Here is a 26,736-nt window from a genome sequence, read left to right as displayed (position 1 = left end):
AATGCATCCTGAAATTTTGTCACTTTCTTTGTTTATGTTTGTAACTAGTTGTTCGCCTGGACCAAATAATATTGTTGCTTCACACTCAGGTTTTAACCATGGAATAAAAAAAACTATACCACTTATGTTGGGGGTCATTTTTGGATTCACTACAATGATTACTATTGTGAATTTTGGATTAATAAATATATTTAAGCTTTATCCAATAATTCAAAAAACATTAATATTCACAGGAACTGTTTTTTTAATTTACTTAGCTTATAGGATATCATTTTCTAAAACTAGCACTCAAGAAAAGAGTCTCAACCCTGTAAGTTTTACTGAAACTTTTATGTATCAATTTTTAAATCCAAAGGGTGTAATCGTAGCAATAATATCTGTATCGACTTATGTTGAGGTGGGAAATAATTTTTTAAACTATTCCTTATGGGTAATTGGTGTTGCATTCGTCTTTGCAATAATTAGTATCATTTTTTGGGTGCTTATAGGCAAATTTATGAGGAAATTTGCGACAAATGATAAATTTATTAAGTTGTTTAATTATGCTATGTCACTGCTTCTATTAAGCTGTATCACAACTTTTTATTTATAATATGAAACCAGGTAATAAAAATTCTTATAATTCTTTAAAATCTATAGATATTAACAATAGAAAATATAAATATTATTCTCTATCTGAAGCAGAAAAAAATGGTTTAGATGGTATTTCAAAACTTCCAAAATCTCTTAAAGTCTTATTAGAAAATTTATTAAGATACGAAGATGACCTATCAGTCACTAAAAGCCAAATAGAAGCAATTAAGGAATGGTTGAAGACAAAAAAATCATTAACTGAAATAGCTTATAGACCAGCTAGAGTTTTATTGCAGGATTATACTGGAATACCAGCAGTTGCTGATCTTGCGGCTATGAGAGAGGCTGTTAAAGAAAAAAATAAAGATCCAAATACAATCAACCCACTTTCTGCAGTTGACCTTGTGATTGATCATTCAGTTCAAGTAGATAAATCAGCAAATAAAGATTCATTTGAAAAAAATGTTGATATTGAATTTAAAAGAAATGGTGAGAGATATTCTTTTTTAAAATGGGGTCAACAAGCATTTAATAACTTTAGAATTGTGCCTCCTGGAACAGGGATTTGTCACCAAGTTAATTTAGAATATTTGTCAAAAGTAGTATGGTGTGAAGAATTTCAAAATGAGGACTATTTATTTCCTGACACGTTAGTTGGTACTGATAGTCATACTACCATGGTTAATGGTTTATCTGTTCTTGGATGGGGTGTCGGTGGAATAGAAGCTGAAGCTGGAATGTTAGGCCAACCAATTTCCATGTTAATTCCTGAAGTAATTGGATTTGAAGTTAAAAATAAAATGCCAGAAGGCACTACTGCAACAGATTTAGTTTTAACAGTTGTAAAAATGTTAAGAGACAAAGGGGTTGTTGGAAAATTTGTTGAATTTTACGGAGAAGGTTTAAAGAATTTAACTCTTGCTGATAGAGCAACAATTGCGAATATGGCACCAGAGTATGGCGCAACATGTGGTTTCTTCCCAATTGATGAAGAGACATTAAAATATTTAAGATTCTCAGGAAGAGATGAGGATACAGTTAATATAGTTGAGAAATATGCAAAAGAGCAAGGTTTGTGGGCTAATGATCAAGTTGAATTTACAGATACTTTATCACTAGATATGTCCACAGTTGTTCCAACTATTTCAGGACCTAAGAGACCTCAGGATAAAGTTTTATTAACAGATGCATCTACTGGATTTAAAAAAGTTTTTGAAGATGCAACCAATAGAAAAGAGCAACATGTTTCAAAAGTATCAGGAACAGATTATGAAATTAAAGATGGTTCAATATTAATTGCAGCTATCACTTCATGCACTAATACCTCTAATCCCAATGTATTAATTGGAGCTGGATTGTTAGCAAAAAAAGCAGTTGAATTTGGTTTAGAAACTAAACCTTGGGTAAAAACCTCATTAGCACCAGGCTCACAAGTGGTTACTGACTATTTAGCAAAAGCAGGACTAAATGTATTTTTAGATAAACTTGGTTTTAATCTGGTTGGATATGGTTGTACAACTTGTATAGGAAACTCAGGACCTTTACCGGAAGAAATTGTTCAAGCAATAGATAAGGAAAACATCTATGCTGTATCAGTTTTATCAGGAAATAGAAATTTTGAGGGAAGAATATCTCCACATATAAAAGCTAATTATTTAGCTTCACCGCCACTTGTAGTAGCTTATGCACTCGCTGGTCATATGGAATTTGATTTATACAAGGAACCATTAGGAAAAAGCAAAGATGGTAAGGATATATTTTTAAAAGATATTTGGCCATCAAATAAAGAAATTGAAGACACATTACGGGAGTCTCTTAACGCAGAGATGTTTGTTAAAAGGTATTCAAATATTTCAGAGGGCCCTAAGCAGTGGCAAGAAATTAAAACTGAAAATACAAGTATTTACAATTGGGATTCTGGTTCAACTTATGTAAAGAAACCACCATTCTTTGAAAATTTATCAGATCAACCAGAGGGATTTAAGCCTATTAAAGATGCAAGACCACTTTTGATTTTAGGAGACATGGTTACAACTGATCATATTTCCCCAGCAGGGAATATTCAAAAAGAAAGCCCAACAGGTGAGTATTTTATGGAACATCAAATACTTCCATCAGATTATAACTCTTATGGATCAAGAAGAGGCAATCATGAAGTAATGATGAGAGGAACTTTTGCAAATATTAGAATAAGAAATGAAATGGCGCCAGGAACAGAGGGTGGGTTTACAAAGCTTTATCCAGAAGAAAAAGTGATGCCAGTTTATAATGCTGTAGAGGAATATAAAAAAAGAGGAACAGACCTTGCTGTTATAGGTGGAAAAGAATATGGAACAGGATCGTCAAGAGATTGGGCTGCTAAAGGCACTAAGTTGTTAGGTGTAAAAGTTGTAATAGCAGAAAGCTTTGAAAGAATCCATAGATCTAATTTAATTGGAATGGGCGTTTTACCACTTCAATTTACTGAAGGAAACGATAGGATAAACTTAAAATTAATTGGATCAGAGTTAATAACTGTTCTTCAAATAGAAGAGGGTATAAATGCATCAGATCATGTTCAGGTTGAAATAAAATATGCCTCAGGAGATATTAAAAAGATTAAAACTCTTTGTAGAATAGACACTAAAAACGAATTAGAGTATTATAAAAATGGTGGAATACTTCAATATGTATTAAGGAATATGATATAAAAATGGACGAAGAAATTACAATCATTGATTCAAACGCAAGAAATGAAAGAATAAAGAATTTTTTTATAAATAATAAAAAAAACCTTATAATAATTTTCTCAATAATATTAGTAATTATAATTGGGTATTTATCATTTGAAAAATCTAAAGAAAGAACCAAAATTAAATTAGCAAATCAATATAACTTAGCTTTAATAGATCCAAGTCCTAAAAATAAACAAAAAACAATTGATGAAATGGTTAGTGTTATAAAAAGCAATGATGCAACTTATTCTCCATTAGCTTTATACCATTTGTTAGATAGTAATTTATTAGAAAATAATGATGAGATAAATACCCTATTTAATGAATTGATTGAAAAAACAAACCTTGAAAATGAAATTAAGAATTTAATTATATATAAAAAAGCATTATTTAATTCAGACTTTGTAAGTGAAAATGAATTATTAAAAATACTAAATCCTGTGATTAATTCTGAAAGTATTTGGAAATCGCACGCATTATATTTACTAGCAGAATTTTTTTACTCAAAAGATGAAAAACAAAAAGCTAAAGAGTTTTTTAACCAGATTTTAGTTTTACCTAATGCTAGCAGCACAATTAAAGCTGAGTCACAAAAGAGACTAAATAGAGATCTTGGTGAATAAAGCACTATTATCAGTCTTAATCCTCTTAATCTTAAACAACTGTTCAGCAAGTAAAAAAGTAGGTTTTTGGGATAAAGATAACAAAGATCAAAAACAAATTGAAAATACCAAAACTATTTTAACTAAACAAGCAAGATTGGAAGAAGAGTTTAATTCAAATCTTTACGTTAAAATATCCAATGGAAAGTTTAATCAAAATAGCTTGAATAATCAAAATGACATGGGAGAGCTAGCTTATGAGGGTGTCTTAGAAAAAATTGGAAAATATAATTTTTCTAAATTTAATGATTTTGATTTCATAAATCCTAATCCTTTATTTTATAATAAAAATTTAGTTTTCTATGACAACAAAGGTACAATAATTTTTTATGATGAAAACCAAAAAATACTATGGGAAAATAATTTTTACAATAAGAGTGAAAAGAAAATTAAACCAAGATTAAATTTTGCAGGAAAAAACAATATATTAATTGTAACAGATGATGTAGCGAAATATTATGCAATTAATATTGATACAGGCGAACTATTATGGACAAAAACAAATATAGTTCCTTTTAACTCTAACATTAAGATTAAAGATGATGTTTTTTATGTGGTTGATTATAAAAATATTTTAAGATCAATATCAATACAAGATGGATCAGAAATATGGAATTTAAAGACTGAAGAATCTTTAACAAAATCAAATACAAAGATATCCATTGTTCTTGATAAAAAAAATATTTATTTTAACAATTCTATTGGAGATGTCACAGCTGTAGATATAAAATCTGGGCAACTTGTTTGGCAGCTACCCACACAAAATAACAATATTAGTCAAAATGCATTTCAATTATCAAATTCAGAATTGGTGATCAATGAAAATACAATATTCTTTTCTAATAATAAAAATGAATTTTACTCTATCGATACTACAACAGGCTTAATTAATTGGAAAAATGAAATTAGTTCAGACCTTAAACCTGTCGTTATTGGCAACCTTGTAATAACTATATCTGAAAAAGGATATTTATATGTAGTTGATAAAAAATCTGGAAATATAATTAGAATTAATGATTTGTTTAAAGAGTATAAAGATAAAAAGAGAAAACAGACAAAACCAACGGGTTTTTTTATAGCTTTGAATAAAATATACTTAACTAATAGTGACGGAAAATTAATTATTGTAAATAGTAATGAAGGTAATATCTTGAATGTAGTAAAAATCTCAGGAGGCAAAATTTTACAGCCCTTTATAAATGAAAATAATCTTTTTTTAATAAGCAATGGTTCCATTATTAAATTTAATTAATAATGTTTCTTAAGTTACTTGATAAATTAGGAAGAAAAAAAATTGTTTTAGATCGAGGACCTTCTCACCCCAAATTTAATGAAGCCAAACCTTGGATGAATAGATATTATGTCTTATTAAGACATAGACCAAAATGGTTTCCATTTAATATTCTTTTACATGAAATGTTAGCTGATGATCATGGGGAAGGTGTTCATAACCATACATTTCCATATATAACTATCATATTAAGGGATGGTTATTGGGAAACATTAAGTTCTGGAAGATTTTGGCGACCAGCTGGATATATTGGTTTTAGGTCAGCAAACAATTTGCATAGAGTTGATCTTAAGCTAGGAACAAAACCTCTTACATTGTTTATATCTGGACCCTTCGGATTAAGAAAAGGGCCGAGGTCAGAGTATGGTATAGATTTTAAAACAAAAAAATGAATTTAAATAAATCATTTCTAAATTATTGTAAAAAAAATAATTTAGAAATTAATCCCAATCAACTAGACTTAATAGAAGAGCTGAATTTATTTTACAATCAGAACTTCAATAAATCACTTTTAAAAAAAATATTTACTAAACAGAATTCTAAAACAGGATTTTATTTACAGGGTGATGTAGGTGTGGGTAAAACCATGATATTGAATTTTTTTTATAATAATTTTGATAAAACTAAAAAAAGATTTCACTTTAATGAGTTTATGATTAGTTTTCATGATTTTGTTTTTAAAAATAAAGAAAATAACCAAGAAAATATTATAGATAAATTTGTTAAAAAATTAAAAAGTAAATCTAAGTTAATTTATTTTGATGAGTTTCAGGTTACCAACATTGTAGACGCTATGATTTTAGGTAACTTATTCAAAAAAATATTTGATGAGAATATAAAAGTTTTATTTACATCAAATGCTAAATTAAATGATCTTTACAAAGATGGATTACAACGTGATCAATTTCTTCCCTTTATTAAAATAATGAAAGAACAATGCTTTCAAGCAAAGTTAATTATTGAAGAAGACTATAGAAAATCTTCAAAAAATAAAAATGAAAGATATTTTTTTCCATTAAATGAAACAATAAATTTTAAACTTAATAAGTTTTTTAGAAAAATAACAAAAAATCTATCTAAAAAGGAAATGACCTTAATCATTAAAGGTAGAAAGTTTTTTATTAAGAATTATTTTAATGGAATAGCACGTTTTGATTTTAAAGAACTATGTTCTAAAAATATTGGTGCAGAAGATTATATAAAAATAGCTGAAGTGTGTAACTTTATTGTTATAGAAAATATTCCCATCTTTAATATTGATAATTCTAATCAACAACAAAGATTTATTACACTAATTGATATTCTTTATGAAAAAAATATACCTTTAATGATATCATCTCAATTACAATTAGATTTATTAAGTTCCTCGGAGGATTTAAGAAAAATATTTAAAAGAACTATTAGTCGATTATATGAATTAACATCTATCAAATATAACAAGCTATGAGACAAGAATTTTTTAATTTAGAATTGGATACAAATGGTCAAAGTCTTTATGAATTTACCAACCAAACAAATCAATGGATTAATGATAATGAGTTTAATAACGGAATTATTAATATAAGCATTCAACACACTAGTGCTTCATTAATAATTCAAGAGAATGCAGATCCAGATGTTCAAACTGACTTAATAAATTTTTTTAATAAGCTCGTGCCAATGGATAATTCCCTTTATATCCATACAGCTGAAGGAAAAGATGACATGCCTGCACACATTAAGTCCTCGTTAACTAATAATCAAATTTCTTTAAGCGTTAAAAACTATGAGTTATTACTTGGAACTTGGCAGGGGTTATATCTTTTTGAGCATAGAATTGAGAAACAAAAAAGACTGATTGTACTTCATTATTTAGGTGATTAGCTTTTCTTAATTGTTTTAAAAGCGTCTAATGCAGCATTCCTTGCTTCAGCGTGGTCTACAATTGGTTTTGGATAATCTACACCTACAATAACTTTAATCTGCTCTTGGTATTTGTTTTCTAGTTCCCATGGTTTATATAAAAATTCATTAGGCATGTTTTTAAGTTCTGGAACCCATTTCTTTGTATAAATTCCATCTTTGTCAAATTTTTCACCCTGAAGAATAGGGTTAAATATTCTGAAATAAGGAGCTGCATCAGCACCACAGCCCGCAACCCATTGCCATTGGGCAACGTTACTAGCTTCATTATAATCAACTAAACAATTTTTAAAATGTTTTTCACCCTCGTTCCAATGAATTCTTAAATGCTTAACAAGAAATGAAGCAACAATCATTCGCACCCTATTGTGCATCCATCCTGTTTCGTACAGTTCCCTCATCCCAGCGTCTACAATAGGGTATCCTGTCATACCTTTCTTCCAAGCTTTAAGAAATTTATCATTTTTAACCCAAGGAAAATTATCAAAATCTTTTCTAAGGTTACCTTTTAGCATTTGTGGGAAGTAATTAATTAAACTATGAGAAAATTCTCTCCATCCTAATTCATTAATGTACTTTCTATATCCCATTTTTTTTATTTTAATATCTTGGCATTTCTTCCAAATTGTCTCCACATGTATTTGTCCAAATTTTAAGAAAGGAGATAACCTGGAGGTTCCATTAACACCTGGAATATCTCGTGCTTCACCGTAGTCCTCAATTCTATTATTTATTAATTCTTGTAAATATTTTTTAGCTTCTTGTTCAGATGGTATCCAGTATTTCTCAAATTTCTTATGCCAATCTTTTTTAGGTAAAATTTCTTTTATAGGAATTGATTTTTTAAATATATTTATTTTTTTTATTTTTGATTTAACTTTTATAGATTTAGAAGGTTCTTTTGAGATATAAAGTTGCTCAGTTTTTTTCCAAAAAGGAGTGAATACTTTATAGGGTGTGCCATCATCTTTAGTCATTTCCTGAAACTCTACAAGAATATTTCCTTTAAAATATTTATATTGAATTTCATTTTTAATGAATTGATCTCTTATTTTTTTACCTTTATTAATTACATCTGGTTCATATACTTTACTCCAATAAACAGTAACATCATCTTTCTTCTTTAAATTTGACAATACTTCTAGTTCATCACCTAATTGAACTTCCAATGTGATATTTAATTTTTTTAGATCTAGGTTAAAATTTTCTAAAGCTTTAGAGATCCACCATTTTTGAGCTTCCCTTTTTTATCAAAATTTTTTGGGTTATAAATATAAAGAGCACTTACAAACTCATGATTTTGAGTTGCAATAGCTAAGGCTTCATTATTTTCAATTCTAAAATCTTCTCTTATCCAAACAACAGCTTTTTTTGTCATATTTACTTAGATTTTTTGCAATCCATCACTTAGTAGTTTTTGGTACATTGTGTTATCAGTTAAACCCTCACAACCAAATAAAAGTACATTAGACTGTTCATTTAACTTTAACTTATCTAAGTATTCTTTATTCTTAAATGAGCCTATTAACGCAATTATACCTGGCACAGCACATTCACCAGCTATTATTTTTTCATCAGATAAATGTTTTTCTGCTAACAGTGCAACAGTAGTTGAGATTGCTTCATCAGGTACAGTTAAGCAGTAGTTAGTAGAATTTTTTAAAATTTCCCAGGCAATACTTGAAACATCTCCACAAGACATTCCACCCATTATTGTTTCTTTTTTTATATCAACAGTTGTGGGCTTATTATTTTTAATACTTTGAAGCACACAGTCTGCATTTTCTGGCTCAACAGTAATAAACTTTGGGATATTTTTAGATAATTTTGCAAAGCCAGCAATCATTGCCGCTGCCATTCCCCCAACACCTGCTTGAAGAAATACGTGTGTTATTGAATTTGAGTTTATTTCATCTAAAATTTCTTTAACCATTATTGTGTACCCAGCCATAATCAATTTTGGTACTTCTTTGTAACCTTCCCAAGATACATCTTGTACAATTTCCCAATTATTTGCATTAGATTGTTTGATGCATTCCTTTAATGAATTGTCGTAATTCCCTTTAACTCTAATAACTTCAGCATCCAGATTACGCATAGCTTCAGCTCTAGACTCGCTAACAAATTCACTTATAAATATTTTACATTTTAAACCTAGCCTTTGTGCACCCCATGCAACTGATCTTCCATGATTTCCTGCTGTAGCCGTCGAAACTGTTATATTCTTTTTTTCACTTGCAATTTTGTAAACAGCAAAGGCCCCACCTAATGCTTTAAATGACTTAAGTTCAAATCTTTTATCTTCGTCCTTGTAGTAAATATTTTTTAATTTTAATTCATCACTTAATTTGTTTAATTTAATTAGTGGAGTAGGCGCGTAGTTATCCCAACTAGATATAGCCAATATTGCTTCATCTATAAATTTTTCTGGTAATTGAGTGAGTATATTTTCTTTATTAAAATTATACTCTTTATTTTCTAAAAAAGATGTAATGGACCAAAGGTCTTTCTGAAGGATTGGTTTCATTTTTATTAACAATCAAGAGTGCTATTTTTTTCCCAGTGAGTTACTGAGCTTTTCTTATCAAATTTTTCTTCTTTGTTAAAATCTTTAATTTCCATATTTTTTAATTTTATGTAACTTGTTATAACATCATCTCCAAATGCTTCCTTAAGTTCTTTGCTATTTTGAAGAAAATCTAAAGCCTCCTCAATTTCATTAGGTAATTTTTTTAAATTTGGGTAATTTTTGTAATCAGTGTACATATTACAAGTTAATGCTTCACCAGGGTTAATCTTATTATTTAAACCGTGAAGTCCTGCAGCAATAATACCAGCTTGAAGTAAGTAGGGGTTAGATGAACCGTCCATTAATCTTAACTCAAATCGACCTGCATCTGGCACTCTAATCATATGTGTTCTGTTATTTCCTGTGTAAGAAATACTACTTGGTGACCATGTTGCACCAGATTTTGTTGGTGGTGCATTTATTCTCCTGTAGCTATTAACTGTTGGGTTAAAAAATGCAGAAAGTGGTTGGGCTAAATTCATTACACCCCCTAAGAAATTATAAGCAAGTTTACTTATACCAAGCTTATCACTGGTATCTAAAAACTTATTCTTGTCATTATTCCAAAGAGAAACATGAGCATGACAACCATTCCCAGTTAAATTACTAAAAGGTTTTGGCATAAATGTTGCTCTAAGCCCATGTTTTTCCGCTAAAGATTTTACCATATATTTAAAGAAGACATGTCTATCTGCTGTAATTAAACAATCATCATAATCCCAATTCATTTCAAACTGTCCATTAGCATCCTCATGGTCATTTTGATATGGATGCCACCCCATTTGAATCATAGCATCACAAATTTCTTTAATTAAATCATACCTTCGCATTAATGCTGATTGATCATAACAAGGTTTTGATTGAGTATCTCGTAGATCTGCAATACTCGAACCATCTTGAGAAATCAAAAAATATTCACACTCCACCCCAGATTTCATTTGTAATTCTTTTTTACTCAACTTAGCTATTTGCTCTTTAAGCATAACCCTTGGGGATGCTTTTACAGGTTTCCCACCCATCCATAAATCTGATGCAAGCCAACCAACTTCTTTATTCCAAGGTAATTGAATTAAACTATCTGGATCTGGAATAGCGAACATGTCTGTATCAGCAGGTGACATATCCAGCCATGTTGCAAAGCCTGCAAACCCAGCACCATTTTTTTGCATTTCTCCAATTGCTTCGGTTGGGACTAATTTTGATCTCAAGATACCAAATAAATCTACAAAGCTAATTAAAAAGTATTTAATCTTTTTTACTTTAGCAATTCTAGATAAATTTTTTGCCATTATCTTAAAAAAGAAAAAATAGCTTCCTTGTAATAAATTAAATTTCCACCAATAATAATTATTATAGCTGCAATAACCCCATACTTTGCTTTTGGAAAAACTACACCAATCATTTTGCTTGGTCTTTGATCCTCGTTATTATTTTCAGTCATATTGAATTTCTATATAAAAAAGGGCACTACAATTATGTAGCGCCCAAAGTTTATTTTATATTACCAGTCGGTAATATTGCTTTTATGATCATTAGCACCATGTCTTTTTCTAGCCAATCTTGAGAGTTTTTCACTCTCAGATCTAGCAGTCAAAACATGCCAGCCAATCCAAAAAACTACACCAAGAATAACTAGTAAAGTTTCAGTGGATCCAGCTCCCGGATAAACAGCTCCGACAACCTCTTTTGCACTTAAATGATCTATCCAGTTTGTAACTGTAGCCATATTTTTCTCCTTTACCTAGTTGAAGAGGCGACCGCTTTTTCAGCTTCTCTATCGTCCTCCATTATTTCATAGTCTAGTCCTGCTATTTCAACTTCACGCGGTATCCTTAATTTACCAAAAGCGCTTAGTATTCTAGCAATAACGTAGCCTGGTAACATTCCAAGAACTCCGAACATTATAATTGCTCCAAGGAATTGTCCCAGTGGATTGATTGATGCATAAGTTGATCCGTCCCACATAGCTCCAACATTATATCCAGATGCTGGGTAACCATTTAAAACAAATCCACAAATTATAAGACCAACAACGCCCGCATAACCATGTACTGCTACTGCACCAACTGCATCATCAATTTTGAACTTACGTTCAACCCAGTAATGCATTTTGTATGCTATAACAACACCGATCGCACCAATAAGCATTGCTTGTATCGGGTGATACAAATCATTACCTGCAGATGCACAGATGATCCCAGCTAGTCCACTTGAGTAAGTCCAGAATGGATCACCTTTAGCGACCACGTATCCAGCCAATAATCCACCTGATAATGACATCAGAAAGTTATAGGTTATTCCGCTCAGTGTGGTTGGGGTTACATATATATTTGTTGCTGTCCAGTACGTTACACCTTCCATTCCATACTCAGGTCCAAGATCAAATATCGGTATATTACATGCTGCATAAAATCCCCAGAAACCAGTATAGATTAAAAATAATCCAACTGTAACTAGCCATGGGTTTCTTGGTCCTATATTTCTTGGTTCACCACTTGATGAGAACTTTCCAATTCTAGGTCCTAAAACGATTAGAACACCTAAAGCAAACCCACCCGCAATTGCGTGAATTACTCCTGATGCGTAAGCGTCATGATATCCTAAAATTTTAAGCATCCATCCATCAAAGTGCCATCCCCAAGCAGCATCAATTACCCAGAAGCACGAACCAATTGCAATTGCTAAAATACCAAATGCAAAAGTTGTAATTCTTTCAATGATTGCTCCAGAAACAATTGAAGCAGCTGTCCATGAAAATAGTAAGAATGCAGCCCAGAATACTCCACTTATACGGTCACCTAAGTTGACAGCCATAAATTCAGTATTTGCTACATACCATTTCGCACTAAAAGTACTTTCGTCAGTAATTAATGCTGAACTCTCATTCATTATTGATGGAGCTATCCCCGGTCCTGTTGGAAATGCCCAGTAAATCCACCAACCAAAGAAAAACCAGGTTACCGTTACTAGCGGTATTACCATGGTATTTTTCATTAAAGTGTGCTGGTGATGTTTATAACGCGAGGCTCCAACTTCATACATACAAAACCCGACGTGAATCAGGAACATTAATACTACTGTTACCCAGTAGTAAAATTCTGTAAATATAACTGTAAGAGCACCTAATTGATCATCCATAATCTCTCTCTCCTTGTTAATTTAGGAAAGCTTACGAGATTTTAATAGGTGTGACAAACTATACAGTGCTTAAATAGATAAGCAATGACGGTATATTTAAAAAAATAATCAACCTTTGATTGATGGACTAAAACTTAAGGTAAGCTTTTTTCAAATCAACAAGAGGGTGCTTTTTAGACATTTGAAACTTAACTAGAAGCTCTCTTGCAATCATGTCTCTGTCTTGTTGGTTATTTGGTAATTTGATTGATTTTGGAATTGTAACCCAACCATTTGCATTTCTACAAAACACAGCAGGTCTATCCTCTTCATAACCCATATGAATATCTTCTAACCAGTTAAGATCATCCCATCCCATAGCTTCTACATATTTTTTTAAGAATGGAGTCATCTTCTTATAATCAGGTAATAGGTTAACGTCATATCTATAACCGATATGCTGCCCAATCATTTTTTCTCTAGCAGTCTCTTTAGATTTTCCACCTAGATTTTCTTTTTTTACTTTTGTTTTTGTTTTTTTCTTAACCATAAATATTCCTTATATTTTGTGATAGTTATCAACACCAACAGTGAAGTTAGTTCCTGTTAACGGAACTTTAGCTAACGCAGATGATTCCATTGTTAGAGCAGCTAAATCTTCAGGCTCTAAAGAGTGAATATTAGTTTTACCACAAGCTCTTGCTAAAAGTTGAGCCTCTAATGTCATTGCATGAAGGTAATTATAAACTCTTAATGCAGCATCATCAGGATTTAATCTAGCTCTTAATTTAGGATCTTGTGTTGCAACACCGACTGGACAACGACCAGTATGACAGTGATAACATTCACCAGCTTTTACACCCATTTCTTTTTCAAAATTTGCTTCTGGTATATCTTTATTACAGTTTAAAGCCATTAAAGCACCAGTTCCAATTGCTATTGCATCAGCACCTAGGGCTAAAGCCTTCGCCATATCAGCACCATCTCTAACACCACCTGCATAAATTAAAGTTACTTGTCCAGTTTTACCAACATCATCAATAGCTCTTCTTGCTTCTCTGATTGCAGCAATTCCTGGAATACCAGTATTTGCAGCAGCTATATGAGGACCGGCTCCTGTTGAACCTTCCATACCATCTAAAAATATTGAGTCTGGATTACATTTTGCAGCCATACGAACATCGTCATAAACTTTTGATGCACCTAGTTTTAACTGAATTGGAACTTTATTTTTTGTAAGTTGTCTTAATTCTTCAACTTTTAAAGCTAGATCATCTGGACCTAACCAGTCTGGGTGTCTTGCTGGAGATCTTTGATCAATACCAGATGGTAGAGATCTCATTTCTGCAACTTGATCAGTAACTTTTTGACCCATTAAATGTCCACCCATTCCAACTTTTTGTCCTTGACCAATAAATACTTCAATTGCATCAGCTAGTTGAGCGTGATGAGGATTAAAACCATATCTTGATTGGATACATTGGTAATACCATTTTTCAGAATATCTTCTCTCATCTGGAATCATTCCACCTTCGCCAGAGCATGTTGCGCTTCCAGCCATTGTTGCTCCTCTTGCTAAAGCAGTTTTTGCTTCATAAGAAAGTGCTCCAAAACTCATACCCGTAATATATACTGGTATATCTAGTTCAATTGGGTTTTCACAATTTGGTCCAATAATGGTCTTTGTTTCACATTTTTCTCTATAACCCTCAATTACAAATCTTGTAAGAGTTCCTGGTAAAAATACTAAGTCATCAAATGTAGGAATTTTTTTCATTAATGCCATTCCACGCATTCTGTATCTTCCAAGTTGAGCTTTAATATGAATATCGTCTATAACTTCAGGAGTAAAAATAGCGTTGTGACCTAAAAGGCTTTTGTTTCTTTTGCCCTCTTCGTGTGCATGAACATCAGCTTTACCACCAACACTTCCATTAGTTTTTTTTAATTTTTTACTATTTTTTTTAACTTTCTTTTTAGCCATTAGATAGCTCCTTTCTTTTCATGAGGTTCTAGATTATCATAGTTCCAAAGTTTTTTCCCTGCGACTATTTTTGTCATTTTACTGACGTCAAATTTTTCACCTATCTCTGCAACTTTTAATTTTCTTTTTAACCAATCTTGATCACTGTCTGTAAGATCTGATGGAACAGCATCACTTCCGAATGAACCTATTTTTCCACCAATGAATATTGTTCCATCATACATTGAGTCACCTAAATTTATTCCAACATCACCTAGAATAATAATTCTTCCTCTTTGCATCATAAAACCAGTAAAAGCTCCAGCATCACCACCAACAATGATAGTTCCACCCTTCATGTCAATACCAGTTCTTGCACCAACACTTCCTTTGCAAATTAAATCACCACCTCTTATAGCGGCACCAAAGCAAGATCCTGCATTTTTTTCTATAACAACTTTTCCTGCCATTAAGTTTTCAGCACAAGACCAGCCAACTCTACCATTAATTCTAACAGTAGGTCCATCACAAGAACCCATACCAAAATAACCCAAACTTCCTTCAAAAATTAAGTTTAATTTATTTAAAATACCAACACCTAAACTATGTTTTCCTTGTGGGTTTTTAATAACAATTGTTCCAAAGCCTTGGCTCATTAAGTTGTCAATTTCTTTATTAGCTTCTGGAGCTGTCATTTCTTTAACATCTAGATTTGTTCTTTTATTAAAATCTACATCATAAGTTCCAAAATAATAAAGATTTTCACCTTCGTCAGGATTAAAAAATTTTTGCTGAGTTCTTCCTGTTAAAACTTCTGTGTGCATACCCATTGACTGGGACTTTGTTTTTTTCTCTGTAGTCTTTAAATTTGCCATACTTTTACCTCTCCATCATATGGATCATATGTATCAATTTCTTGAGGAAGAATTGCTCTAATTGCAATTTCTTCAGATCCCATTGCTATTAAATTATCAGACTCATAAAGAACTAATGGTTTTGCTGCCATTGTATCTTTTGCCATTCCTAATGAGTCTTTTGTTGCAACAAAGTAAGTAAATACTCCATCAAGACCCGTTAAAGAATCTTTCATACCTTCTTCAAGGGTTGCACCATCTCTTAATTTTTTTGCTAGATATACTGCAATTAACTCTGAATCACATTCAGACATAAACCTCATACCTTCGTTTTCTAGCATTCTTCTATTATTCCAATAATTTGTTAACTGACCATTATGAACTACAGACACATCGCTAAATGGATATCCCCAAAAAGGGTGGGCTGATTTAATATCTACACCAGATTCAGTTGCCATCCTTGCATGGCCGATTGCATGTGTCCCCACAACTTTATCTAAGTTATATCTATCACAAACCTCTTTTGCATTACCCAAATCTTTAATAACCTCTAAAGACTTACCCATAGAAAGAATTTCAACACCAGGAACGCTCTCGATTTTTCTAGAAAACTCTCTTAAGTCTTTTTCATCATAATTAACCTCATATCTTAAAGAGTAGGGAAGTATTCTTTCTTCTTTAATAATTTTTGCACCCATACCTAAAATATGTGACTTAACTATTTTAATTCTTTCATCATAAACAGAAGTCTCTTCACTTACTGATGAACTACCTTCACCAACATTTTCTCCAACCTTAAACCGCATAATGAAATTTTTACCATCTGTATCTCCATAAAGTGCATAGCCAGTAGAATCTTCTCCTCTATGCTTTAATGCTTGAAGCATTCCTTGCAATTGAGTTCCAATGTTCACTGATTTATCTTTATAAATTAATCCCGCTATTCCACACATATATTTCCCCTATTTTATTAAAGATTACGGTAGACAGTCTAGATAAGTATCTAGATCCCACTGAGTTGTTGCACCTAAAAATTTTTCCCATTCATCATTTTTATACCAATGGAAAACTTTATACATTTCGTCTGGCATAGCTGATTTTATAACCTCATCCTCTGCTAAACGATTTAAAGCTTCACCAAGACTCATGGGTAGTTTTTTAACTATTTTTCCAGCAGCTTGAGCGTCGTACATACTTCTAGACTCAGGTTTTCCAGGATCAATATTATTTGTTATTCCGTCATCAAAACATTTTAATAATCCAGATCCCATTAAATAAGGATTATGCATTGAATCTACAGAACGGTATTCAAATCTACCTGGAGCAGAAACTCTTAAACCACAAGTTCTATTTTGAAATCCCCAGTCTGCATAAACGGGCGCCCAAAATCCTGTATCCCACAATCTTCTATATGAGTTAACAGTTGAAGAACCAATTGCAGTCAGTGCACCCAAATGTTTCATTACTCCACCAATCGCTTTTAATCCAACTTTACCAGGTAATTGAATATCTTTAGTGTCAGGCATAAAATAATTAGTTCCACCCTCAACATAAGTAAAAACATCATCCATAGCTGGTATTGATTTGTGGGATAATTTATTAATTTTATCTTTTCCACCTTTCCACAAAGACATATTTGTATGACAACCACTTGCTGACACTCCCATAAAAGGTTTTGTCATAAAGCAAGCTATCAAATTAAACTCTCTAGCAACCTGTGCACAAATTTGTCTATAAGTTGAAAGTCTATCTGCATTTCTTAAAACATCATCGTACATCCAGTTTAATTCTAATTGCCCTGGTGCATCTTCATGATCACCTTGAATCATGTCAAAACCCATTGCTCTAGCGTATTTAAAAACTTGCATGAAAACTGGTCTTAACGACTCAAATTGATCTATGTGATAGCAATAAGGTTTAGAAAAACCTTTACCAGTAGGTGAACCATCTTCATTTTTAGTTAACCACATCATTTCTGGTTCTGTTCCAACTCTTAATTGGTACCCATGTTTCTTTTTAAATTCTTGAGCATGTATTCTTAAATTTCCTCGACAATCTGAAGTTAGATGTGCACCAGGATTTTCTCTTTCTTCTCTATTTCTAAAGCAAGTAACGAATACTCTTGCAACTTTTTTATCCCAAGGAAGTTGACAAAAAGTTTCAGGATCAGGTATACCAACTAACTCTTTTGCTTCTGGACCATAACCAATATAGTCTCCATGACGATCAACAAATAAGTTTGCTGTTGCTCCATAAACTAATTGAAAACCTTTTTCACAAGTTCTTTCCCAATGATCAGTAGGAATGCCTTTTCCAACAACTCTTCCAGTAACAGAAATAAATTGAAAATAAATATATTCAATACCTAGCTCATCAATTTTAGCTCTAACTTGTTTTACTAATTTGTTTCTACCAGGTTGTGCAACATGCTTGTCTAAATCTGTCATTATCTCTCCCTCTAATGAATTTTTATTTAACGAACCGTAACTGAAAAATTTAAGGGTGTCTAGGTTTCTTGATTATATTAAATATATATAATTTTTATAACTAGTGGCTATAAAATTAACTCCAAGGGAAGGGACTGTTCGAGGTAGGATGCAGTTCACCTTTCTCGTAACGATTGAATCTAAAGGGTTTTAATAAATCACTTTCAGTTCCAAGAATTTCTTTTGCAACAAGTTCTCCAACGCCAATCATTTTATACCCATGGTTAGCATCTGCAATCATATAAACGTTTTCTAAAAATCTATCAAAAATTGGAAACGCATCTGGCGTCATACATCCAAGACCACCTGAAGGTCCTTTTCTGTATAGGTCTGATTTTCCTTCAAATCTTTTTTGGCAATGTGCTAAAGCTGAACACCACATATCATTAAATGCTTCAGTAGTTTGAAACTCGGGGGATTCAAGTCCATAGGGATCAATATTTACTTTATCAAAGTGTTTATCAACAATATAAGGAGAAGTTCCTCCTTGAACACCTAAACCTTCAATATCTGGCTTGTAATAAATTCCCCAAATCTTATCTGTAATTAGTTTTTTATCTCTGTCAGAATATAATGGTGCAGTTGAGTCGACATGAATAACTGGGGGTTGACCACCATCATTTGTTTTTAAAAAATCTTTATCAACACCAATAACTCCTTCTTGAAGCATCCAATATTTCCACATTTCAGTTTCATGAAATTTTCCATCTTTACCTTTAATATTAGTGGTTTTTGGCAGATCTAACATATTCCAAAAATCTCTAACCCAAGGACCAGCGCCAACAACGACCTGATCACATTCAATTATACCTTTATCAGTTTCAACTCCTGTAACAGCTTTGCTATTACTGCCTCTTTTAAACCCTGTAACTTTTACTCCTTTAATAACCTTCACTCCATTTGATGTTGATTTTTCTTCAAGAGCTTTAATGGAATCTTTGTTAAATGCATAGCCACCTTTTTTTTCGTGTAGGATGGATGTTATTTCTTGAGCCTGCCAATCATCAAACATACCTTTCATGTATTTAGTACATTCTTTTTCACCTTCAATAAATTCTGATTCGTACCCTATTGCTTTTTGTTGTTCATAAATTGTTGCAACATCTTCATGCATAACCTCTGGAGATATTTGCATGTAACCAACAGAATTATATTTAAATGCTTTTGGATCACTTTCCCAAACTGAAACAGAATGAGCCATCAATTCCCTCATTGCTGGCTGAAAATAATTATTTCTAACAACACCACAAGCAATACCACTTGCACCTGCTGCAATATCCTTTTTTTCTAGAACAACTATATCGTTTTCATTTTTATAAGTTTCTGAAAGTTTCCACGCTGTACTTAAGCCGTGAATACCACCACCAATAATTACTACTTTTGCTTTTTTTGGTAAATTAGACATATATCCTTTCTCCATAACTAATAATTTTTAAAAATAAAAGTATTTTTTATATAAGTAAAAACTTGTATATATTTTATTACAGAGATTATTTGAGAATAAAGCATGATTTTATTTTGAAAGAAAATCTAGTGCGGCCATTATGCCACCCTTATTAAAAGGAATTCCAGATTTTTTTAAGCCCATTTCAACCCCCGATAGGGTTCCAGCTAAGGTTAAGTCATTTAAGTCACCCATATGACCTATTCTAAATACTTTACCTTTTACTTTATTAAGACCAGTTCCTAAGGACATATTGTAGTTATCATAAATTATTTTTCTAAGATTATCTGAATCGTGTCCATCTGGAACCATAATTGCAGTTATTGAATCTGATCTTTCAATTGGGTTTCTGGCTAAAATTTCAAGACCCCAAGCTTCCACTGCAATTCTTGTAGCATCAGCATGTCTTTTGTGCCTTTTGAATACACTTTCTAAACCTTCTTCTAAAAGCATATCAACTGCTTCATTTAAAGCGTATAATAAATTTACAGCAGGGGTGTAAGGATAAAATCCATTTTTATTATTATCTAACATTTGTCCCCAGTCAAAATAAGATTTAGTAATTTTGGATTTTTTATAAGCCTCCAAAGCTTTAGGACTTATTGCATTAAAAGATAAACCTGGAGGGCACATCAAACCTTTTTGAGAACCACCAACTGTAACATCAACTTTCCATTTTTGATGATCATAATTATAAGAACCCAACGAAGAAATAGTATCAACCATAAATAATGCAGGATGATTTGTACTATCAATAGCTTTTCTTACTTCTTCTACTTGGCTTTTAATTCCTGTAGATGTTTCATTATGAGTAACTAAGACAGCTTTTATTTTATGGTTTTTATCTTCGCTTAATTTTTTTTCGACAATTTTTGGATCAGCTCCTGTCCGCCAGTCCCCCGGAATAAAATCAACATCTAATCTATATCTTCGTGCAGCCTGACACCATTCAGTAGCAAAATGTCCCGTCTCAAACATTAAAATTTTATCTCCTTCACTTAAAGTGTTAGCTAGAGAAGCTTCCATAGCACCTGTGCCAGCGCTTGGAAAAATAACAACAGGATCTTCAGATTTAAAAATTAATTTAATTTTTTTTAAAACATTAAAAGATAAATTTTGAAAATCAGGACCTCTATGATCCATTGCTGGAAAAGCCATAGCCTGAAGAACTCGATCAGGTATATTTGTAGGTCCAGGAACTTGTAAAAAATGCCTGCCTGCTTTATGACTATTTGATTTTATCATATGATAAATCTAATTTATTTTAAGAAATAGTCACATATTTCTTTTATATATAGTTTTTAATAATAAATAATATGACTTGTTAATAATTATATAAAATATCATTTATTTCATTTTAAAATTTTTATAGTTTGTGATTATAAACGGAAAAAGAGCGCATATCTTCTCTTGAAAAGTTTACTTGTATTCTTTTTCCAAATTAATTTGGAGAAAAAATGAGCCATAAATTTTATGAGCCTGCACGTCCAAGATTACAAAGAAGTGAATTAGCAGTTCCTGGATCATCTCCTAAAATGTTTGAAAAAGCACTTAACTCTAGTGCAGACTATATTTTTTTAGATCTTGAAGACGCAGTTTCACCAAATGATAAAATATCTGCTAGGGCGAATGTAATTAAAGCACTTAAAGAAATAAATTGGAGAAAAAAAGGAAAAACTATTTCTGTAAGAATTAATAGTCTCGACACACACTATATGTATAGTGATTTGATTGAAATTGTAGAAGAGGCAGGTGATAGAATTGACACAATACTTATTCCAAAAGTAGGTACAGCTAGTGATGTATATATGGTTGATTGTCTTTTGACACAAATAGAAACCAATAAGAAATTTAAAAATAAAATTGGAATAGAATGTTTAATTGAAACTGCATTAGGAATGTCAAATATAAAAGAAATTGCTAAGTCTAGTAGCAGAATTGAAGCATTACATTTCGGCGTAGCAGATTATGCTGCAAGTTTAAGAGCGAGAACAGTTGTAATTGGAGGATTAAATCCTGATTACCCAGGAGACCAATGGCATCACGGGTTGTCGCAACTTGTTATGACTTGTAGAGCATATGGCTTACGAGCAATTGATGGACCTTTTGGAGATTTTAATGATCCAGATGCATACATAGAATCTGCAAAAAGGGCTGCTGCGATTGGTATAGAAGGGAAGTGGGCAATTCATCCTTCACAAATTGAACTGGCAAATAAAGTTTTTTCACCACCAGAAGCCGAAGTAAACAAAGCTAAAAGAATCATTGAAGAACTTGAGAAAGCAGCAAAAGAAGGAAAAGGTGCTGCACAATTAGATGGGAGAATGATTGATGCTGCTTCAGCTCGCATGGCAGAAAATATTGTAAATATTAATAAACTTATCAAAGGCTAACAAAATGGACATACATGAATATCAGGCAAAAAAAATACTTGCAGGTTTTGGTGTTACAATACCGAGAGGAGGAATTGTATACAGTCCAGAAAATGCTGAAAATAAAGCGCGAGAAATTGGCGGATCAAAATGGGTAGTAAAAGCGCAAGTTCATTCTGGGGCAAGGGGTAAAGCAGGAGGAATTATAGTTTGCAATACCGCTTTAGAAGTTGCTCAAGCAACAGATAAACTTCTTGGAAAAACATTAGTTACAAATCAAACAGGACCAGAGGGAAAAATTGTTAATAGAGTTTATATTGAAGAAGCAACAGAGATTAAAAAGGAATTATATTTAGGATTAGTTTTTGACAGAAGTTCTGAATGTATAATGGTTGTTGCTTCAACAGAAGGTGGAATGAGTGTTGAAGAAATATCACAAGAAAAACCAGAAAGTATAATTAGATCAAAAATAGAAGCTGCAGTTGGCATGCAAAAATTTCAAGCAAGAGAAATTGCTTTTGGATTAGGAATTAAACCTGAATTGATATCAAGAACAGCAGAAGCTATAATTGGATGTTATCGAGCTTTTAGTGAATTAGACGCCACTATGGTTGAGGTAAACCCTTTAGTTATTTCAGAACAAGACCAAATCTTAGCATTAGATTGTAAAATGAGCTTTGATAACAATGCTTTATTTAGAAGAAACCAAATTTCAGAACTTAGAGATAAAACACAAGAAAATACTAATGAAATTTATGCATCTGATAGAGGGCTTAATTATGTAAGTCTTGAAGGAAATATTGGGAATATAATTAATGGAGCAGGTTTGGCTATGGCATCAATGGACATGATTAAATTAGCAGGTGGTGAACCAGCAAATTTTCTTGATGTTGGTGGAGGAGCCACACCTGAAAAAATTGTTAAAGCATTTAAATTAATATTGATGGATAAAAAAGTAAAAGTCATATTGATCAATATTTTTGCAGGGATAAATAGGTGTGATTGGGTAGCAGAAGGTATAATTCAAGCTTTGCAAAAAATAGATATCAATATGCCGCTTATAATACGGTTAGCAGGAACTAATGTTGAAAAAGGTAATAAAATTTTAAAAGAAAGTAAGATTAATTATATTGAAGCAACAACCTTAGAGGATGCAGCAAATAAAGCTGTAAAAGCTTTAAAGGAATTAAAGAAATAATCATGACAATATTAATTGATGAAAAAACAAAAATAATAGTCCAAGGTTTTACTGGTAAAATAGGATCTTTTCACTCTGATGAAATGCTAAAATATGGATCAAACATAGTTGGAGGAGTGACACCTGGAAAAGGTGGGCAAACTCACTTGGGTCTGCCAGTTTTTAACACAGTTAAAGAGGCTGTAAAAAATACAGGAGCTAGCGCTTCTGTGCTATTTGTGCCACCAGCATTTGCTGCGGATTCGGCTATGGAGGCCGCCGACGCAGGAATAAAAACATGCGTTGCTATTACTGACGGAATTCCCTCTCACGATATGATTAAAATAAAACGTTATATGAGACGGTACTCAAAATCAGAAAAAATGACACTTATAGGACCAAATTGTGCTGGAGTAATTAGCCCAGGTAAAGCTCTACTAGGTATAATGCCTGGACATATTTATAAAGAAGGTAATGTTGGAGTTATTGGAAGATCAGGAACTTTAGGATATGAGGCAGCACAACAATTAAAAGATTTAGGAATAGGAATTTCCACAAGTGTAGGAATTGGTGGAGACCCTATTAATGGAAGTTCATTTAAGGATATTATTGAAAAATTTGAAGAAGACAAAAATACAGAAGTTATATTAATGATAGGTGAAATTGGTGGTCCCCAAGAAGTAGCTGCAGGTAAATTTGCTAAAGAGAATATGTCAAAACCTGTGGTTGCCTATATAGCTGGTTTAACAGCTCCAAAAGGAAGAGTTATGGGGCATGCAGGGGCTATAGTTTCAGCGTATGGAGAAAGTGCAGTTGAAAAAGTTAAGCTCTTAGAAGAGTATGGGGTAATAATTTCAAAAAACCCATCTGTAATGGGACACACTGTAAAACAAGTTTTAAATGCTAAAAAGAATTGATTATAAAATAAAGAACGTAGAACTTTCAAAAAATATAAATTTATTAGGAAATATTTTAGGTAAAGTGGTTAAAGAGCAAGAAGGAATCAAACTTTACAATAAGATAGAACAAATAAGATTTTTATCAAAAGCAAGCAGAGGTGCTAAAAATAAAAAAAAAATAAAATTAAATGAAACAAAAAAATTTCGACAATTAATATCAAGTATTAAAAAATTAAATTCTAAAGAATCTTTAATAATAGCCCGTTCATTTAGTAAATTTTTAAATTTTTCAAATTTAGCTGAGTCTCTTGATAATGTACATAAGATAGATGAAAAAAAAAATCAAAAAAAACAAGAATCAGATTCATTTATAGTTTTAGAAGATGCAATCGAAAAATTAATAAAAAAAAAAGCTACTTCAAAAGAACAATTTTATCAGTGTGCTAAAAATCTAAAAGTAGATCTAGTTTTAACAGCCCATCCAACAGAGGTTAAAAGAAGAACGCTTATTCAAAAATATACAGAAGTAAATAATCTTTTAGAAAAATTTAATAAATCAAGAATATTTAAAATAAAAAATATTATTAAAGAAAAAGACACTTTAGAAAGAAATCTTCATGAGGAAATTACTTCAATTTGGAAAACTGATGAATTAAAAAGATTAAAACCAACACCAGTAGAAGAGGCTAAGTGGGGATTAGCTGTAATAGAAGATAGTTTGTGGAATGCTGTACCAAAAATTATATCTCGTTATGATAAGGCTATTCAAGATTATACAGGTAAAAAACTACCAACTGATTATTCTCCATTACTATTTGGCTCATGGATGGGTGGGGATAGAGATGGAAACCCCAATGTTACTGCAAAAATTACTCAAGAAGTAATTTTATTATCGAGATGGGAGGCTGCAAACCTATATGAAAGAGAATTTACTAAAATTATTCAAAAGTTATCAATGCATGAGTGTTCAAATATTATTAAAAAAAAATCAAAAAACAGTCATGAGCCTTACAGAACTTACTTAAGACCAGTTAGGGATAAGTTAAAAACTACACAAAAAGAAATTGAATTATTTTTAAATGAAAAAAAACCTTTAAATAATACTTTAGTTATTCAATCAATTAATGAAATTATAAACCCTTTAAACGTAGTTTATAAATCATTATATGAAATTAAATGTGAAGCAATAGCAGACGGCTCAATACTTGATTTATTGAGAAGAGCTCATACTTTTGGTTTAAATCTTGTAAAATTAGATATACGACAAGAGGCCAGCAGGCATAAAAAACTGATGACTAACATTTGTAAACACTTAGGTCTTGGAGATTTTAATAATTGGTCAGAAGGTGAAAAAAATAATTTTCTATCAAGTGAATTTAATTCTAAGCGACCCCTAATATCAAAAGCAATGAAATTTGATAAAGATGATAGTGAAACATGGGCTACATTTAAAATGATTTCAAAATTACCAAAAGAATGTATGGGAGCTTACGTTATCTCTATGGCATCAAAAGTATCAGACATATTGACAGTATTAGTCCTTCAAAAAAAATCTGGAATTAAATCATGTTTAAGAACTGTTCCATTATTTGAAACTTTGTTAGACCTTCAAAATGCAAGTAAGGTAGTTGATCAACTTTATAATATCCCATGGTACTTAAAATGTTTTAAAAAAAATCAAGAAGTGATGATTGGTTATTCAGACTCAAGTAAAGATGCGGGAAAACTTGCCGCTAGTTGGGCTCAATATCGGGCTCAAGAAGAACTACAAACCGTTTCAAATAAATTTAATGTTAATTTAACTTTATTTCATGGACGTGGCGGATCGGTTGGAAGAGGAGGAGGACCAATTTATGAAGCATTATTATCTCAACCTCCAGGAACTGTTAATGGACATACAAGAGTAACTGAACAAGGAGAGGTTATACAGCAAAAATATGCAACCGAGTCTTTAGCCGAATATAACTTGGGCACATATATAGGGTCTGTTTTAGAAGCAACTTTATCTCCACCAATAAAACCAAAAAAACAATGGCGAAAATTAATGGATGAGATGAGTAAAATTTCCAGTAAAGATTATCGAAGTAATCTCAATGATAAAGATTTTTTAAGATATTACTTTAAAATAACACCGCAAAAAATATTAGAAAAATTGTCTATTGGTTCAAGACCCACAAAAAGAAATAAATCTAAAGGCATTGAAAGTTTAAGAGCAATACCTTGGGTGTTTGCATGGACTCAAATACGCTTTCTTTTGACCGCTTGGCTTGGAACCTTTAAGGCTTTGAACTTTGGAATAAAAAATAGAAATATTTTAAAAGAAATGGTAGTTAAATGGCCTTTTTTTAATGCACAGATGGACATGCTTGATATGGTTCTAGTAAAAACAGACCAAAGAGTGAGTAAATTTTATGAAGAATGTTTAGGGGATAAAAACTTAAATATTACAGGTGAAAGACTGAGAAAAGAATTATTATCACTTACAAAGGTAAACAAACAAATTATTCCAAAATATATTATAGAAAAAAGAAAAGAATATAGAAAATCTATCAGAATTAGAAACACTTACGCAGAGGTATTAAATATTTTACAAGCAGACATAATGAAAAAATTAAATAAATCTAAATTAGAAATTAAAGATAAAAAATACTTAAAAGATGCAATGTTAATTACAATTGCTGGTATTGCTGCCGCTATGAAGAATGTTGGATAA

25 protein-coding genes are annotated in these 26,736 nt (G+C 31.7%); 11 read left to right on the top strand and 14 right to left on the bottom strand.

The window, feature by feature from the left end; all coding sequences use genetic code 11:
- Position 1 precedes the first annotated feature (1 nt).
- From ABXT72_RS05260 to ABXT72_RS05230, 7 genes are read left to right on the top strand one after another with little or no spacing between them, the layout of a single operon-like run.
- Positions 2-592: a LysE family translocator gene (locus ABXT72_RS05260; protein WP_415277914.1), complete on the top strand. Its 591-nt coding sequence runs from the start codon at positions 2-4 to the stop codon at positions 590-592.
- A gap of 1 nt (position 593) precedes the next feature.
- Positions 594-3,263: an aconitate hydratase AcnA gene (gene acnA / locus ABXT72_RS05255; protein ID WP_415277913.1), complete on the top strand. Its 2,670-nt coding sequence runs from the start codon at positions 594-596 to the stop codon at positions 3,261-3,263.
- 2 nt (positions 3,264-3,265) lie between these two features.
- Positions 3,266-3,910, top strand: a complete 645-nt coding sequence (locus ABXT72_RS05250; protein ID WP_415277912.1) for a hypothetical protein — start codon at positions 3,266-3,268, stop codon at positions 3,908-3,910.
- Positions 3,903-5,201 carry a PQQ-binding-like beta-propeller repeat protein gene (locus tag ABXT72_RS05245; RefSeq protein ID WP_415277911.1) on the top strand — a complete coding sequence of 433 codons (1,299 nt, stop codon included), beginning with the start codon at positions 3,903-3,905 and terminating at the stop codon, positions 5,199-5,201. Before ABXT72_RS05250 ends, ABXT72_RS05245 begins: the two co-directional genes overlap by 8 nt.
- A gap of 2 nt (positions 5,202-5,203) precedes the next feature.
- Positions 5,204-5,632, top strand: a complete 429-nt coding sequence (locus ABXT72_RS05240) for a hypothetical protein (RefSeq protein WP_415277910.1) — start codon at positions 5,204-5,206, stop codon at positions 5,630-5,632.
- Positions 5,629-6,687, top strand: a complete 1,059-nt coding sequence (gene zapE, locus ABXT72_RS05235; RefSeq protein ID WP_415277909.1) for a cell division protein ZapE — start codon at positions 5,629-5,631, stop codon at positions 6,685-6,687. Before ABXT72_RS05240 ends, zapE begins: the two co-directional genes overlap by 4 nt.
- Positions 6,684-7,103 (top strand): secondary thiamine-phosphate synthase enzyme YjbQ, encoded by a 420-nt coding sequence (locus ABXT72_RS05230; protein WP_415277908.1) that lies wholly within the window; start codon positions 6,684-6,686, stop codon positions 7,101-7,103. Before zapE ends, ABXT72_RS05230 begins: the two co-directional genes overlap by 4 nt.
- On the opposite strand, the gene ABXT72_RS05225 is transcribed toward ABXT72_RS05230, so the two are convergent.
- The 14 genes from ABXT72_RS05225 to ABXT72_RS05160 form a co-directional block, all read right to left on the bottom strand.
- Positions 7,100-8,365: a cryptochrome/photolyase family protein gene (locus tag ABXT72_RS05225; protein WP_415279166.1), complete on the bottom strand. Its 1,266-nt coding sequence runs from the start codon at positions 8,363-8,365 to the stop codon at positions 7,100-7,102. The two genes, ABXT72_RS05230 and ABXT72_RS05225, sit on opposite strands and share 4 nt — an antisense overlap.
- Positions 8,350-8,520 (bottom strand): deoxyribodipyrimidine photo-lyase, encoded by a 171-nt coding sequence (locus ABXT72_RS05220; protein WP_415277907.1) that lies wholly within the window; start codon positions 8,518-8,520, stop codon positions 8,350-8,352. Before ABXT72_RS05220 ends, ABXT72_RS05225 begins: the two co-directional genes overlap by 16 nt.
- 6 nt (positions 8,521-8,526) lie before the next feature.
- Positions 8,527-9,669 (bottom strand): diaminopropionate ammonia-lyase, encoded by a 1,143-nt coding sequence (locus ABXT72_RS05215; RefSeq protein WP_415277906.1) that lies wholly within the window; start codon positions 9,667-9,669, stop codon positions 8,527-8,529.
- A 5-nt stretch (positions 9,670-9,674) separates the two neighbouring features.
- The gene (gene glnT, locus ABXT72_RS05210; protein ID WP_415277905.1) at positions 9,675-11,000 is read right to left on the bottom strand and encodes a type III glutamate--ammonia ligase; all 1,326 of its coding nucleotides are present in this window, start codon (positions 10,998-11,000) and stop codon (positions 9,675-9,677) included.
- Positions 11,000-11,152: a hypothetical protein gene (locus tag ABXT72_RS05205; protein ID WP_415277904.1), complete on the bottom strand. Its 153-nt coding sequence runs from the start codon at positions 11,150-11,152 to the stop codon at positions 11,000-11,002. Before ABXT72_RS05205 ends, glnT begins: the two co-directional genes overlap by 1 nt.
- Positions 11,153-11,212: 60 nt before the next feature.
- Positions 11,213-11,437 (bottom strand): hypothetical protein, encoded by a 225-nt coding sequence (locus ABXT72_RS05200; RefSeq protein ID WP_415277903.1) that lies wholly within the window; start codon positions 11,435-11,437, stop codon positions 11,213-11,215.
- Positions 11,438-11,448: 11 nt separating this feature from the next.
- Complete coding sequence (locus ABXT72_RS05195; protein WP_415277902.1) at positions 11,449-12,849, bottom strand: ammonium transporter; 1,401 nt, start codon at positions 12,847-12,849, stop codon at positions 11,449-11,451.
- Positions 12,850-12,976: 127 nt separating this feature from the next.
- Entirely contained in the window at positions 12,977-13,378 is a 402-nt protein-coding gene (locus tag ABXT72_RS05190; protein WP_271482723.1) for a hypothetical protein, read from the bottom strand.
- A gap of 9 nt (positions 13,379-13,387) precedes the next feature.
- Positions 13,388-14,812, bottom strand: coding sequence for an FMN-binding glutamate synthase family protein (locus ABXT72_RS05185; RefSeq protein WP_415277901.1), 1,425 nt, complete (start codon positions 14,810-14,812; stop codon positions 13,388-13,390).
- Positions 14,812-15,666 (bottom strand): GXGXG motif-containing protein, encoded by an 855-nt coding sequence (locus ABXT72_RS05180; protein ID WP_415277900.1) that lies wholly within the window; start codon positions 15,664-15,666, stop codon positions 14,812-14,814. The genes ABXT72_RS05185 and ABXT72_RS05180 overlap by 1 nt, the downstream gene beginning before the upstream one ends.
- The gene (locus tag ABXT72_RS05175; protein WP_415277899.1) at positions 15,654-16,598 is read right to left on the bottom strand and encodes a glutamine amidotransferase; all 945 of its coding nucleotides are present in this window, start codon (positions 16,596-16,598) and stop codon (positions 15,654-15,656) included. Before ABXT72_RS05175 ends, ABXT72_RS05180 begins: the two co-directional genes overlap by 13 nt.
- A 24-nt stretch (positions 16,599-16,622) precedes the next feature.
- Positions 16,623-18,092, bottom strand: a complete 1,470-nt coding sequence (locus ABXT72_RS05170) for a glutamine synthetase family protein (RefSeq protein WP_415277898.1) — start codon at positions 18,090-18,092, stop codon at positions 16,623-16,625.
- Positions 18,093-18,207: 115 nt separating this feature from the next.
- Positions 18,208-19,536, bottom strand: a complete 1,329-nt coding sequence (locus ABXT72_RS05165; protein WP_415277897.1) for an NAD(P)/FAD-dependent oxidoreductase — start codon at positions 19,534-19,536, stop codon at positions 18,208-18,210.
- A 108-nt stretch (positions 19,537-19,644) separates the two neighbouring features.
- A complete protein-coding gene (locus ABXT72_RS05160) occupies positions 19,645-20,820 on the bottom strand; it encodes a pyridoxal-phosphate-dependent aminotransferase family protein (RefSeq protein ID WP_415277896.1) in 1,176 nt (391 codons plus the stop codon).
- Between the two features lie 212 nt (positions 20,821-21,032).
- Here ABXT72_RS05160 and ABXT72_RS05155 point away from each other — a divergent pair, with 212 nt between their 5' ends.
- The 4 genes from ABXT72_RS05155 to ppc are packed head-to-tail and all read left to right on the top strand — an operon-like array spanning position 21,033 to position 26,736.
- Positions 21,033-21,968, top strand: coding sequence for an HpcH/HpaI aldolase/citrate lyase family protein (locus ABXT72_RS05155; RefSeq protein ID WP_415277895.1), 936 nt, complete (start codon positions 21,033-21,035; stop codon positions 21,966-21,968).
- 4 nt (positions 21,969-21,972) lie between these two features.
- Positions 21,973-23,145, top strand: a complete 1,173-nt coding sequence (locus ABXT72_RS05150; protein WP_415277894.1) for a malate--CoA ligase subunit beta — start codon at positions 21,973-21,975, stop codon at positions 23,143-23,145.
- A 2-nt stretch (positions 23,146-23,147) separates the two neighbouring features.
- Positions 23,148-24,041: a succinate--CoA ligase subunit alpha gene (gene sucD / locus ABXT72_RS05145; protein WP_415277893.1), complete on the top strand. Its 894-nt coding sequence runs from the start codon at positions 23,148-23,150 to the stop codon at positions 24,039-24,041.
- Positions 24,025-26,736 carry a phosphoenolpyruvate carboxylase gene (gene ppc / locus ABXT72_RS05140; protein WP_415277892.1) on the top strand — a complete coding sequence of 904 codons (2,712 nt, stop codon included), beginning with the start codon at positions 24,025-24,027 and terminating at the stop codon, positions 26,734-26,736. The genes sucD and ppc overlap by 17 nt, the downstream gene beginning before the upstream one ends.

Origin of the sequence: Candidatus Pelagibacter sp. Uisw_094, from assembly GCF_047729535.1 — a bacterium.
In the GTDB taxonomy this organism is placed as follows: Bacteria; Pseudomonadota; Alphaproteobacteria; order Pelagibacterales; family Pelagibacteraceae; genus Pelagibacter.
Note: the sequence above shows the minus strand (reverse complement) of the source record. Positions and strands in the feature narration are given on the sequence as shown.